Below are 13,118 nucleotides of genomic sequence, written 5' to 3' on the forward strand. Positions count from 1 at the left end.
TGGATAATGTTATTTACCGGGGTTATTTTCTGAATGCCTCTTTTATGCTATTTAAATGAACTGGCTTAAAGTAAATATCACGCATCCGGCGAACATCGCCGTGTATATCAATACTGACGATGACATCAATGCTTTTAAGTACCTTGCGTAACAGCACATCAAAAGGAATATTTCGGCAGTCGGGGTTTTCATAGCAGCGGTCAATGATCCCTTCAATACATTCTTCCGGGCTGCCTGCATGCAGGGAGGTGATTAATCCCTCATGCCCGGAACCAATAATTTTCAGCGCGTCCCACGCTTCCCGGCCACGAATTTCCGCCAGTAATATCCGGTCAGGGTTCATACGATAATTAGCACGGATCAGCCTGCCAGGCGTGATAATAGCGTTATCCCCGGCATCCGCAGGGTAAAAAAGATGCACATAATTGGCATGGTGATAAAAACGGATTTCGGGATTATCTTCGATCGTTACCAGACGGAGATGCAGCGGAATATAATGCAGCAGCGTTTTCATATAGGTGGTTTTGCCGGAGCCGGTTTCACCCACAATAAAAATCGTTTTGCCGTATTCCACCGCCTTTTCCATAAAGCGGGGAATATCCCCGCTGTGATATAACCGGATCAGTGCATTATCCTGACTTTCCGTTTTTTCCTGACCAGCCACGCGCTGATAAAATCCTGCATCAATCCATGACTGATGTGTTTTCTGCTCAAATGAGGGTTTGCGCAGCGTAATGGACACCGTATTACGTTCACAGGCCGGGGGAATAATCGCCTGAATACGTTCGCCGGATCCTAATGTTGCAGAAAGGATGGGTGATGTATCGTCAATATTATCGTCATGCCAGGACGCCAGCGCTCTGGCAAAAGCATGACACTGACGCAACGTGATGGGGGATGCCTGTTTTTGCCATTTTCCCCGAATTTTTGTATGCAGCTCACCTGGTCGGTTAACAGCAATTTCTGTCAGGCCATCCTGAGCAAGAAAATCACCAAACAGCCGGTTTTTCATAAAATCCAGTGACAGGTTTTCAGCGCTCATACCATTTCTTTTTCAGCCGTAGTTGATAAACAGAGGAAAAATCAATATCCGTGCCGGTCATGATGCCGATCACATCGCCCTGGTTCAGGTACATCGTGGGCGGGATATTGATGCTGTTTTCCAGTGTCGTTTTCGCCATTTCCGCCGTGGCGGCGCGGGTGTTTTCGGTATAGTCAGTATTGCGGTCTTTACCCGGCGCGGCATCTGATGCCGCTGCCGCCACGTCCTGTACGGTACTCAGCATCAGGGCGTTGCCGAAACGCGCCCAGAAATGGCTGTCGATCCAGCCTGCGATCCCCGCCTCACCGAGCGGGCCGGTGGCCTGCGTATCGGTAAGCGGGATTTGCAGGCTGCCGGGCTCCGGCGTGCGCAGCTCCGTCCACAGCACAAACATCCGGCTGCGCCCGTGTTGCAGTGCGCCGGTGCGGTAGACGCCACGGGCGACCGTTCCTGCCGGGATCAGCTTCACATGATTACTGGCGCTCCAGACATTCTCACCGATCAGGCAGGAGATATGACCGCCAACATCTGATACGAAGCGCCGCATCATCGAACACGGAATATAGCGGTCCACCGGGATATAGAGATCGGGATCGAGGCCCAGCCGTCTGACACCGGTGGCACGGGCAACGCCCGGATTCTCGTTGTCACTGCTGCCTGCCGGTGCTGTCGTATCCGGGCAGCGCAGGCGTCCATCTTCGTCACTGACCAGTACCGACTGACAGGATGTGTACGCCGTGGAGGCTGACGGGCTGCCCGACGTTTCCGCGTTGCTGCGCAATCCGCTTCGGGACGTGCGTATATTGTCGCCTGACCCTGTACTGCCGCTGTTCAGCCCGTCGGCCAGTGCTGCCGCCTTGTTCAGGGCGGGCGGCCCGGGCGACAGAGCTGGAGTGGCAGGGGTGCTCTGACTGGCAGGTCCCGTGCTTTCCTGCCCCCCTGGCCCGAACAGGCCAAACGGATTACTGTCCATGCCCAGATTTTTACGCTCCTGCTGCACCGCCCCGGAGGAGGGCGGCGGCGCGGTGTGAGATTCTTTCTCATCACCCCTTTTCAGGGCGCTGAGCAGACGATCGCCACCGGATGCCAGCGCGATGACCAGGACCAGACTCAGCAGGCTGACGATCAGCGTGCGGCGACCGGAAGCTTTACGGAAACGGGACACTTCCGGCTGACCAGGCGATGTTTTCTGCTCCGGCTCCTGATATGTCATTGCCGCGCGGGCGCGTTCACGGGCTTCCGCTTCCCGTTCTGCGGTGGTTTTTTCCGGTTCGTCCGGGAAAGATTTGTCGGTCATTTTGCCTCCAGCATAACGGAGGGTGAAACAGTGTCACTGTTGGTCAGCGGGATGCGCCCGAACCCGTCGTTTTCGATCCCCACCACCGAGGTACCGTAGCGCAGTACCAGCTGCGGCGATGCCGGAACCACCATCACGGTGTAGCTGCCCCGTTTAACCGTTCCGGGCGTGACAGCCTGCTCCTGACCATTAACCACCCTGAAAACGGAAGGCAGGGTTTTCGAGGGAGAAAAACCGATATACGCGAAACGACCGTCATCCCAGGTAAAGTCCGGGGCGATGGCGGCGGAACAGGCGGCCACCCGTTTTGTATAGCGCCAGTTGCGCGGCGTGGTGGTCTGCCCGAATGCCGCCGCTATCCGCTGCCGGTCCAGTGTTTCCTCCTGTCGTTGCTGGCGGGTGGCGCTGGCGGCGGCTGACTTTTTCCTCTGCTCATCGGGATAGTGGTAGCGGATAACAAAGGCCTGGGCGGGCGAGTCTTTATCCAGCACGTTCAGCTCCAGGCTGTAATCGCGCTTCGAGGTCACCACGAACAGATTGGTTTTCCAGTCTTTTTCCGTCGGCAGAAACACCTGGCTGACGTTGTTGCCGCTGGCATCCGTGACCGGCTGGGTAATCGGGTTCGGGCTGACGCCCACCCGGTTATCGCTTTTCGTCACGGTCCAGCCTTTGGGAAAACCCGCCTGCGCATCGATAACGGTTTCATCATCGTCAAACACCAGCATGGTGACGTAGCCGGGGCGGGTACTGACGACCGTGGCGTTCTGGTTGTTGTATGTGACGTTCTGCATCCGGCTGTCATACGCGCTGCCGCGCGGTGTCGCTGCGCTCCATGCCACGCATGACATCATTAAGCCAGAGAGGAGCAGGGTATGTTTCAGCATCATTCCCCCCTCAGCTCTTTGTCGCGCTGGTAGCTGGTGACGATAAAGCCCAGCGGGTTCACTTCGCGCTGGCTGTTGGTCAGTTGCCGGTGCGGAACGTAGCGGTAAGTGAGGCGGATATTCCACACATCCGTTTTCACGGAATTATCAGCAATACGACGAATTGTGCGCTTAATACGCAGTGTTGCCAGATTATCCGGCCCGGTGGCAGGCGCATGCACATTGGAAATAATGGCGATATCAACAACATATTCCGCCTTGTTAAAAATCACGTCCGGGGCCTGGTCGCCGTTAAACCCGTCCAGATAGTCCCGGTTCACGCTGTCGCTGTTAAATAACTGCACGTCGTCATAATCACGCTGGAGGGAGAAATAATTATATCCCTCGCGGAGTCTGACATAGTGTGCTGCCAGTGAATGTGCCAGCGCTTTTTCAGATGAAATATCCCGCTCCTTCACGCGGGTCATATATTCATAGCGACCGGTCTGTTTATCCACTGACCATAATTCAGTGTCGGTGGTTTTCAGCGGCAGCAGAATAATAATGGCCGTAATCGCCATTGCGGCCAGAATCAGTCCGGCAGCGGCCACCCGCCAGGCGGTTTTTCGGGAACGTTCTTCCTTTTCCAGCAGTATGGATTCAAAAGAGCGGGAAACATTAATAATGTTCTGAATATCAGACATGGTGAGTCAGCTCCTGAATGATGGCGGGGGAATTCACCGGCTCGGGTTCGCCGGATACCGGCGGAAGGTCGCCCTGATGCCGTGCGCAGCCCGTGAGCGCGCACAGCATCAGAAGGAAGATGCTGAATTTCATGGAAGCCCCTTATTATATGGATGCAGGAATGCCGCACCGGTGGCGCAGGCCACGGCGTGACGGGGAAAGGAAATTAAGGGTCGGGAGGATTAACGGTGACGCTGCCGGTTCAGGCGTTTCATGCTTTCGATGGCGGCGGCGCGTTTCTGCCAGGCGCTCACGGTTTTATCCGTGCCTGCGCCAGTGAGCCTGCCGGTCGCCGCGGCGACGGCCATGCCGCCTTTCGCAGCCAGGCGGGAACCGCCCCTGGCGCCTGGGCCGGCAAGGCTTGCAGATTTGTTCGCCAGTCCGCTCAGGCCACTCATGGCTGCCCCCTGTAGTACCGCCTGTACGGCGGCCCCGCTGAGTGCGCTGGCGAGCTTCGCGGAAAACCAGACCACCACACCCGCCGCGACCCCGGCCAGCAGGCACTGCGCCGCCAGCGTGACCATATTAGTTTCAGCAGATGTTTTTGTTGCGGCATCCAGTATTTTATTCAGGTAATTAATGGCGATACGGATGGATAAGGCAGAAAACATGATCGTTAATATTGCCGCGAAAATTGTTTTCAGCCAGTTATCAAACATCGGTTTAAGAAAACCGTACAACAGGCAGAAAATAAAGAGCGGCGCGGTGGTCGTCATTAACAGGATGGTGATTTCGGCGAGCAGGTTGGCAAAGGTGGCTGCCATCAGCAGGACAATAGAGCCGCCCCATACCAGGACTTCGGCAAGGCCACCATTCAGTTTGACGTAAGTTGAGGTGTCCATATTAAATAACTTTTGCCCCAGCGCCTGTGCCTTTTCCCAGACGGTATCGAGCAGCGCCCAGACGTTATCATCGCCGCTGATACCGTCTTTAAGTCCCTGGATAGCCGCTACCGCCATATCCAGCCAGCCATCAAGGTTTAACACAAAGGTGGTGATAAGCAGCATTCGCCCCACATCCCAGACGACATCTTCAACCGGGCTCCGGAGTTTGCCGCCCAGCGTCTGATAGCCGCGATACAGAATAAATAAGGTGAAAGAGCTGACAATGATGACGCTGATCATCGTGCCGTAAGTGGAAGACTGGCCTTCCAGTACGGCATTCAGTCCATCCATGATGTTTTTGTCCATACCCACAAAAATACCACCGGACATGGTGCCTCACCTGATATATAAAGAAAGGAAATAAAAAACAGGGAGAATTCCTTGTTTTGCTGGAGGAGAAATTACTGTGTCACTGCATTTCGTTTTTCAGCTTCCTGCTGAAATATCGCCCCGAATTTCTTTTTAACCCCAGGCTGGCCTTCCTGTGCAAACATAAGTGCTGCCCGGTGGGCAAACTCACAGTTATCGCTCGCCTCGCCATCCTTCAGGCATTGCGTATAAACTGCATAAGTTTCGTCAGGATGCTGTTTATACCAGACCTCGGATTTGGTTTCCTTGCAGCCGGACAGTAATATCACACCTGAGAGTATGTATAAGGTGAATAATGATCTGAGCACGGATAACCTCCTTATAAATTATTAAGGTCAGCAACAGGTGCCGTTAGCTGCTGCTGTTCAAAGGCTTTCTGTCTTTGCTGTTCCAGCAATGTCGTTCGCTGTTCAGCCTGTCTGACAGACATCTCCCACTGATTCGTCAGCGCATTTAACTGTACGCTTTTCGCTGCGATGGCGTTAGCCAGATCCTGAGACTCTTTCGAGTCCTGCGCATTCGATATACGGTCAGATAAGTCTGATATATCGCTGAGTGTGCTGTTGATCCTGTTTTCAACGTCAGTGGTATTCTCAATCGCCATTGCCTGATTGAGGATCATCTGTTTACAACTGTCGGCCAGGGCCTGAGATTTTATTCCTTCCTGTTCCTCGCTGCATACGCTGAACGATTTGTATTTATTGTAAAGGTTTTGCAGTTCAGAAGAATATGAACTGTTCTGCGTGGTCAGCAGATCATCCAGTGAAATACCGTTCTTACGGAGATTATCAATATCGGTTTTCAGGCTTCGGGCATCACTGAGAAAACCCTGAATATCCCGCACGCCGGTTGCGGTAGCCAGTTGCTTCTTATACGCATCAAGTTCACTTTTATAATGGGTAACCGTATCCTCCCATTGCTGTAATTTCTGCATCCACTGGTTAATGGATTCGGTATTCTGCACGGCGTCGAAAACCGGTATTCCGGCGCTGAACGCCTGCGTCGGGAAAAATAACGATAATGCCAGAAAGGTATATCTGCTACGCATATCAATGACCTCCGTATGAATATCAGATTGCCCGCTCAAGGAAGGTATCTTTCCATTCATCAGGTCGCATACCGTCCTGATAAATGGCATCGAATATTTTCAGGTTGTCCTCACTGCCGCTGAGAAGCCGGGTGAGTTTACCCAGTCCGGACAGATCCATTTTCGCCATTGCCACAAACGGGCGGGTTTCTCCGGCCCGCAACGGTGTTTTCAGGATGACCATATAATGCTCGCCCGGATCCAGGTTTCTGACCATCTCATAAACACTTTCCGGCACTTTCATTTTCTCCACGTAATCTGCATGACTGGCTTTCGTATTGGCGAGGAAAATCTGGGTACCGCACTGCTCAATAATCGCCGGGGCTATGGGGTGTCTGACGATTTCATCCGGTGACTGTGTTGCCGGAACGAAGATACCGTTCAGCTTGCGGATGACTTTCAGCATATTGAGCGAGAAGCGGGAAAATTCGACATCGGCCAGCCAGCGCCAGAATTCATCCATAAACATCACCAGGCGGCGACCGTCCAGAAGACTGGTCACACGGTACAGCAGGTAAAAGGTCACGGGGCCGCGAATATCGTCATCATCCAGAAATTCGGTGCCGTCGATACCAAAGTTATCGACATCGCTGATGGTGAAAGTATCAGCCTCGTTATCAAACACCCAGCCGAACTCGCCCCCCTGCGCCCACTGTTTCAGGCGAATACGCAGCCCGTTGGTGCGGGCATCTGTAGTCGGCGGCTCCGGCAGCACTTCCAGCAGCCGGGTGATCCCGAACCGGCGGAACTCCGGCGGATAGTCCAGCATGATGGTGTCCACGGCGGCACTGATCCGCTCCTCATCGCGCGGATCGAGCGGCTTACCGTTTCGGCGGCACAGCATGCGCACCAGCCGTTTGATGAAACTGATGTTCCGGCGGGTTGGCTCCAGCGCAAACGGGTTGAAGCCGGTGGGCTCGCCGGTACGGATGCGGAAGTATCGTCCACCCACCTGGCGGATCGCCATCTCCGCCGCCCGGTCCTTATCGAAATACACCGTGGTCAGCCGTTTGAGGGTGGCAGAAGGCGCAAACGACGCCGGGTTACGGTACTTCTGCATCAGTTGTTGCATGACGGTCATCAGCAGGGTTTTACCGGAGCCGGTTTTTCCGATAATCGCCGTATTCCCCGGCGTTTTCTCTCCGGTGTCATCCCGCCCGGCTTGGCTGTCGTGCAGGTTCAGGTAATACCCGCCACCGCCAGGAGATGTGAGGATGGCGATGGCTTCCCCCCACGGATTACCGCTGCGTTTGTGGGAATGGAAGTTATGCAGGCAGGCCATATCGGCAAAATTCTGGCTGCTGACGGCCACCAGTCGGGGACGCAGCGTATAGACTCCCGGCAGTTGCGCCAGATACGCGGCGGGCAGTGACAGGGTGGAGAGCGTCGTCATAATACCCAGATCGGCGAAGGGCTGGGCCAGAACGTTAGTGTCCTTCACCACCTGTCCGGCACTGTCTGAGGAGATCAGCAGGGAAAAGTGGAATTTACCGCACGACACATGTCCGGACTGGAGCAGGTCGCGCAGGACAATCAGCTCTTCGCGCTGGGAAATCGCGTCGTCGTCCGTGGAGTTAAGCCGTTTTTCCGCCAGCCGGATATGATTCTGCGCCTCATCCCGTGCCATACAGGTAAAGGACTGCGTCAGAATATACTCGCTTTCAGCGTACAGCAGCGCATCCAGCATACCGGTATGGGTTTCCGGGGAATAATCCTTAATCTCCAGGCTGCGGAAGAAGCGGGAACCGCTGACCGTCTGGCATTCACCAGTGTCGGTGGTGAAAAACACGTCCGGCGTGCTTAACGTTTCATAAAACGGCGAGCGCGTTACGGCCACTTTCTGCCACTGGCCTGTGATCAGGCGGTGGAAGAACGCCAGTTGCGAGGAATATACCCGCCCGTTTTCTTCATATATCCCCAGCGGCGTTGCCATATAGCGGGATAATGAAGATTCCAGTGCTTCGCGGTATTCCAGCATGATTTTGAGCGCGTCATCCAGAGCTGGCTGGCGTTTACCGTGCGACTGCGCTTTCATTGTTTTCTTCTCAATCTGAGAGAACGGTGCGTAGCAGACGGTGAAAAACAGCCGGTGCCGCCAGAACGGTTTTTCTTTTACCGGCTGGTAATACCGCCGCGTCACGTCATCGGAAAAAGGAATACCCGAACAGGCTTCAAAAGCATCATGGTATTTTTCACGGAGCCGGTGAATATAAAATGTTACCGGCAGACCTTCATACGAGCGGATAATATTGTTCAGATACGTGGCCATCAGGGTCAGGTGATGTTCATCTTCACATTCAAAGACTGTGCCGCCCAGTTCCCACGTGGCAACAAAATCACGGTGACGGTTTCTGATGACGTAAGGGTGAATATGGGAGGAGTACGGAATATATTTATCCAGCGTAATACGCTCGTTTAATTTCATTTTCTGAATAAACTCCGAGACATCAACATTATCGTACTGATTCGCCAGAAGGGCATTCGCGCCAAAATGGGTATTGGTGAAAAGTCGTCCACGGGTTTTAAACGCCAGCCAGAGCAGACTGAAATAATGAATGTCCTTTCGGGCTTTATTTTTCATTTCCGCCCAGGCCGGGATCAGCAACAGTGCCAGGTAATAGCTGACATAGACCGCCAGCAGGACGATGGCCCCGCTGACGAGAACGAACGGCACCAGAGGAATACCCATAATGGCGGCAGGCCGCGTAAGTGCTTTATTCAGCGTAGCCATCGTTACCTCGCTTATGACGCCCAGTAGGCACCGAAGCCGGACGCGCCGACAATCAGGATCGCGCCGATGATGACGTTACGCATGTCGTGCAGGCTCTTGCCGTCGAAAAGCACCTTGTAGCCCACCCACATGGTCGCCAGCGTGATGGTGACGGCGGCCAGTCCCAGCAGGCCGGTCGAAGTATTGCTCAGTGTCTCATTGGCCTTGTTAAATCCGCTGTCCGCCGCCAGCAGCGGGGCAGGCAGCAGCACGGAAGCAACAACGGAGTAACGGCGTTTACGCATGATCATTTATCCTCATCAGGGATAACAGGGATAGCGCCGCGAATGACGGCACCGGGATAATGCAGAGAAGTCAGGACCGGCGCAGTGGCACCGGCAGGATCGCCACGCAGCACAACTGCGGGATAACGGACAGGCGGTTGCGCGTTCCGGTCAGGGTCACGCTGCCGGTCTTCCCGGGTGGACGGGACGACATAGCCAATGCGCTGCACGTAGCTGGTCTGGTTAAAGGCGGATTCCGGTCGCTGGCCGGTTTCAAAGTTGCCGGAGTAGTAACAACTGAGTGCGCGTTTCAGGGTGCCACCGCGCCGGTAACAGTCGGCGAGAATGCGCTCAAATACCGACAGATTGATGCAAGGGTTAAGCAGGTCGCTGGCCGTGACGCCGTAATGGCGGAAATTGGTGCTGGTGATTTGCATCAGGCCGACAGAGTAACGGCGGCCCTGAGCCATCAGGCGGCGGAGAATATGCTCTGCCTCTCCCCGACTGGCTGGCTGGTGAGAATTAACGTGTTTATCGCCGGAAGATTCTCCGGAGTTCGGAACAATCTCGGCAATGGCATACGGGTTAAAACCGGATTCCACCCGCGCCACGTCGAGTGCCGTGGACGGATGAATGCTGGCGGCGCACTGCATGGCCGCCGCCAGAAAGGCAGTGGTGGAAAGCATGATGGCCTCAGAAAGCAGACAGCATGCAGGGTCTGCAGACGCTGCATGCTGTGGAGTCAGAATCAAAGGGATTACTGCGCGGTTTCGACAGGAGCCGTACTCTGCTGCGGACTGTTTTCCTCGCGGGGTTCCAGCAGGACTAGTTTGCCGGAGACGGCAATACCGGGCGTCAGGACAATATTCAGACCGGCTTTACCGTGGTGAGCAAAGGCAACGCCGACTTTTGTCCAGTATGTATTTTTCTCGCCCTGAGTATCCGGCTGACTTTCCTGGGTAACATATGCATAATAATCGGGTTTTCTCATGATGAGCCCTTTTAATAAAATGGTAGAAAATAATATTTTTTCGATCACGTCCCGATTCTGCATTCCGGTTTTAACGGGTCAGCGAGAACATTCAGCGGCACCCTGAATTGTGGTTTTGTGACAGCCCGTCCCGTATTATTAAAGAGCAATACCCGGCCCGGACGAATTAACGTCCATTAGGGCAACCATTCTGTAATGGCGTGTTCAGCATGAGGGGTCTGGATCGAGTCATAAACGATAAACTCAAAACAAAAATGAAAGAGTTAGTCGGATGGATAAATAAAGAAATTGGAGAGCAGGAAAGGAAGTTGAAGTAAATTATGGGGATTAATTTTTATTTTCTGATACAGATAAAGACGTATGAGCATTTATTACTCATACGTCTTTTGGTTCACATTTAACAACGATGGCGTTCAAGTTTATCCTGACATTCCGTACAGGTTGTTACGCCTGGTAGTGCCTGCCGTCGTTTTTCAGGAATAGGTTTACCGCATAAACGGCAGTGGAATAATGATGGTGTTGTTCCTGGTTTGAAACGGCTCTGTTCAATCATCTCTTCCAGTCGTTGTTCATTGAACTCCTGATCGCGGTCGATCTCATCCGGCATTTGATGCCCTCCTGTTGGCGGCTTCCTTTTCGCAGAGTGTGATGCGCTTCCAGATGGTGGTGAGAGACAGACCTTCGGCGTCCGGCAATAGCTTTTCCGTCACCTGCATCATGGCGGCCAGCGCGTCGGGGGATTCAAGGTTTTCCACCCGGCACTTCTGCCATTGCAGCCAGATAGCCGCATCCGTCTCTTCATCCGGTTCAGGCGTTCGGCCATACGGCACGCTTACACCCAGCAACCGTCGGCGAAGGCAGACTTCATTTGATGTCAGGCCAAAATAGTGGTTGAGCAACGAGATAGAGCCACCCAGGCGGATAGCACGGTTAATCTCCTGTTGATGGTGGTATTCCTGGCGGGCCTGCGCCAGTAAATGATGCAGAACATCATGGCGGACACTGACCGAAACAAAGGGAGCTGCCGCCCGGCTGACCGTAAACAGCTCATCGAGTGATAACTGATTAAGAGCATTCATTTCGTCGAAAGTAAATCCGAGGGATTCACAGTGACGAATATTGCCTTCTTTCAGAGCGTGCAATGCATCAGTTAAGATGGTGTAATTAATTAATGGAATCATTCTGTTATCTCCTCAATCTATATGGAAAAGTTGAGCAAATAAACGGACATTTTTAACTGATCTAACGTCCGGCTAACTTAAGGTTGATCCATTCATCAATTTCCGATTCGAGCCAGGCCACACTGGCCGGGCCAATTTTTATTGAACGTGGGAACGAACCATTTTTCATATACAAGTAAATTTGAGAGCGTTTCAAACCGGTTTTTTCTTCGACCTGTTTTAAACGTAATAACTGATGTGATGTCATTGTATTCTCCTATTGTGGAATGACTGGTGCATGTCCAGAGAAAATAAAAGAACACAGCAGTAAGCTTAGGAAAAGCCGATAGCACCTTATTACTGATGGGAAGATCCTTAGTACGGTTTTGTAGTGAATAAATAATAAGTTATTAGTTGTATAAGGATGTGGAGAAGGATAGTTGTGCTGCTGTGTAGTTTTCAGCGTTTCGCTGGTGCAATGGTGTCATGACTTAGCGTGATAATGAGGACAATAAAAAGATGCGGTTAAATACATTCATTGTGAATTTCAGTCAGGGGGGGCGTTACCACTCTAGCGGTAATGCGCTATGAAGCATCGCCATAGAAGTGTTCTGTGTGGTCGAAACATATATGCTCAACTACTTCCTTAACACAATGCTGAATTGATTGTGCTTCCCGATCATGTATAGACCGATCCAACAGATATAATAAAGTCCTTTGATTCTTGTTATCGTTAAGGCGGCTGAGGCAATATAGTCTTGGCTGGAGGTTCCATGCCGTAAAGATTCTGTAGTGTGATCCCCCGCACAGGGAGACGGATATGGCAGCTCTATGACTCACCTCTGGTTTCTTGGAAAACCTGATGTCGCTAAATATCGGTTAAGTGTGCGCTTGTTTTCCGTTCGGCAAAATAGTGTGCGGGTGTACTGCCCATGGTTTTTTTGAACATGGTGATAAACGCATTAACCGATTCATACCCCAGATTAGCCGCAACATTCTGAACCGAAACGCCGCTAGCCAGTTCCCGGAGAGCAATTATCAGTTGCAGTTGCTGACGCCAGCGTCCGAACGTCAACCCGGTTTCGCGCAGCATTAAACGCGCGAGAGAACGCTCGCTAAGCGCCAGTCTTTTTGCCCATGTTTTGAATGTGCTTCGGTCATCAGGTTGACTGACCAGAGCATCGGCCATGGCGCGGATTTTAGGATGCGACGACACAGGGAGGCTCAGTTTCTGCTGAGGCATGGTGGCTAATTCATCAAGTGTTACTCTGGTCAGTCTGGCTAGATGGCTTTCTGGTGGGTATCCGATGCCCTCGTGGGTTAAACGGGCAATGAGTTCTTTGATCAGACCAGAAATGGCCAGAGTGCAGCATCGCTCCGGCAGCTCGGCGGCTCCAGGCTCGATAAAAAGATAGTTGAGATGCGCATTCCAAGTAGCTTTTGCGCTGTGCGGCACTCCCCCAGGGATCCAGACGGCACAATCAGGCGGCACGATCCAGATATCATTTTCGGCGCGACAAATGACCGCTCCATAGAGGGCAATAATCAATTGCCCTTTGCGGTGCGTATGCACAGGCACTTCGGCCGCGTAATCGACAAAATCTAAATGACGCGCGACTGCGGGGCAGGAGGTGGTATCCGGATCGAACAGCGTATTGGCAAGTGGGGGTAACATAGATTGGCAACA

The 13,118-nt window shown here is 52.9% G+C and carries 16 protein-coding genes; all 16 read right to left on the reverse strand.

Features of this window, described 5'->3' with window-relative positions; translation table 11 throughout:
- Window positions 1-22 precede the first annotated feature (22 nt).
- The 16 genes from virB11 to B8P98_RS10000 all read right to left on the reverse strand — a co-directional run bounded on the left by virB11 (window position 23) and on the right by B8P98_RS10000 (window position 13,106).
- Window positions 23-1,042, reverse strand: a complete 1,020-nt coding sequence (gene virB11 / locus B8P98_RS09930) for a P-type DNA transfer ATPase VirB11 (protein WP_095032941.1) — start codon at window positions 1,040-1,042, stop codon at window positions 23-25.
- Window positions 1,032-2,339, reverse strand: coding sequence for a VirB10/TraB/TrbI family type IV secretion system protein (virB10, locus tag B8P98_RS09935; RefSeq protein WP_095032942.1), 1,308 nt, complete (start codon window positions 2,337-2,339; stop codon window positions 1,032-1,034). The genes virB11 and virB10 overlap by 11 nt, the downstream gene beginning before the upstream one ends.
- Window positions 2,336-3,226 carry a P-type conjugative transfer protein VirB9 gene (gene virB9, locus B8P98_RS09940; RefSeq protein ID WP_174705284.1) on the reverse strand — a complete coding sequence of 297 codons (891 nt, stop codon included), beginning with the start codon at window positions 3,224-3,226 and terminating at the stop codon, window positions 2,336-2,338. Before virB9 ends, virB10 begins: the two co-directional genes overlap by 4 nt.
- On the reverse strand, window positions 3,223-3,906 hold the full coding sequence (locus B8P98_RS09945) for a VirB8 family type IV secretion system protein (protein ID WP_095032944.1): 684 nt from the start codon (window positions 3,904-3,906) through the stop codon (window positions 3,223-3,225). The genes virB9 and B8P98_RS09945 overlap by 4 nt, the downstream gene beginning before the upstream one ends.
- Window positions 3,899-4,039 (reverse strand): hypothetical protein, encoded by a 141-nt coding sequence (locus B8P98_RS30790; protein WP_032936799.1) that lies wholly within the window; start codon window positions 4,037-4,039, stop codon window positions 3,899-3,901. Before B8P98_RS30790 ends, B8P98_RS09945 begins: the two co-directional genes overlap by 8 nt.
- 89 nt (window positions 4,040-4,128) lie before the next feature.
- Window positions 4,129-5,160, reverse strand: coding sequence for a TrbL/VirB6 family protein (locus B8P98_RS09950; RefSeq protein WP_095032945.1), 1,032 nt, complete (start codon window positions 5,158-5,160; stop codon window positions 4,129-4,131).
- A 71-nt stretch (window positions 5,161-5,231) separates the two neighbouring features.
- Entirely contained in the window at window positions 5,232-5,507 is a 276-nt protein-coding gene (locus B8P98_RS09955; protein WP_095032946.1) for an EexN family lipoprotein, read from the reverse strand.
- An 11-nt stretch (window positions 5,508-5,518) separates the two neighbouring features.
- Window positions 5,519-6,247: a TrbJ/VirB5 family protein gene (locus B8P98_RS09960; protein ID WP_095033622.1), complete on the reverse strand. Its 729-nt coding sequence runs from the start codon at window positions 6,245-6,247 to the stop codon at window positions 5,519-5,521.
- 22 nt (window positions 6,248-6,269) lie between these two features.
- A complete protein-coding gene (locus tag B8P98_RS09965; protein ID WP_095032947.1) occupies window positions 6,270-9,017 on the reverse strand; it encodes a VirB4 family type IV secretion/conjugal transfer ATPase in 2,748 nt (915 codons plus the stop codon).
- Between the two features lie 11 nt (window positions 9,018-9,028).
- Window positions 9,029-9,307 carry a TrbC/VirB2 family protein gene (locus tag B8P98_RS09970; protein ID WP_032936806.1) on the reverse strand — a complete coding sequence of 93 codons (279 nt, stop codon included), beginning with the start codon at window positions 9,305-9,307 and terminating at the stop codon, window positions 9,029-9,031.
- Window positions 9,304-9,966, reverse strand: a complete 663-nt coding sequence (locus tag B8P98_RS09975; protein ID WP_095032948.1) for a lytic transglycosylase domain-containing protein — start codon at window positions 9,964-9,966, stop codon at window positions 9,304-9,306. Before B8P98_RS09975 ends, B8P98_RS09970 begins: the two co-directional genes overlap by 4 nt.
- Before the next feature lie 71 nt (window positions 9,967-10,037).
- Complete coding sequence (locus tag B8P98_RS09980) at window positions 10,038-10,271, reverse strand: hypothetical protein (RefSeq protein ID WP_032936876.1); 234 nt, start codon at window positions 10,269-10,271, stop codon at window positions 10,038-10,040.
- Window positions 10,272-10,668: 397 nt separating this feature from the next.
- Window positions 10,669-10,878 (reverse strand): TraR/DksA family transcriptional regulator, encoded by a 210-nt coding sequence (locus B8P98_RS09985; RefSeq protein WP_095032949.1) that lies wholly within the window; start codon window positions 10,876-10,878, stop codon window positions 10,669-10,671.
- A complete protein-coding gene (locus tag B8P98_RS09990; RefSeq protein WP_095032950.1) occupies window positions 10,868-11,452 on the reverse strand; it encodes a DUF2857 domain-containing protein in 585 nt (194 codons plus the stop codon). The genes B8P98_RS09985 and B8P98_RS09990 overlap by 11 nt, the downstream gene beginning before the upstream one ends.
- A gap of 61 nt (window positions 11,453-11,513) precedes the next feature.
- Window positions 11,514-11,699: an AlpA family transcriptional regulator gene (locus B8P98_RS09995; protein ID WP_032936812.1), complete on the reverse strand. Its 186-nt coding sequence runs from the start codon at window positions 11,697-11,699 to the stop codon at window positions 11,514-11,516.
- 600 nt (window positions 11,700-12,299) lie between these two features.
- A complete protein-coding gene (locus B8P98_RS10000) occupies window positions 12,300-13,106 on the reverse strand; it encodes an AraC family transcriptional regulator (protein WP_095032951.1) in 807 nt (268 codons plus the stop codon).
- Window positions 13,107-13,118: the final 12 nt, after the last annotated feature.

It is taken from the genome of Klebsiella quasivariicola (assembly GCF_002269255.1).
Classification (GTDB): Bacteria; Pseudomonadota; Gammaproteobacteria; order Enterobacterales; family Enterobacteriaceae; genus Klebsiella; species Klebsiella quasivariicola.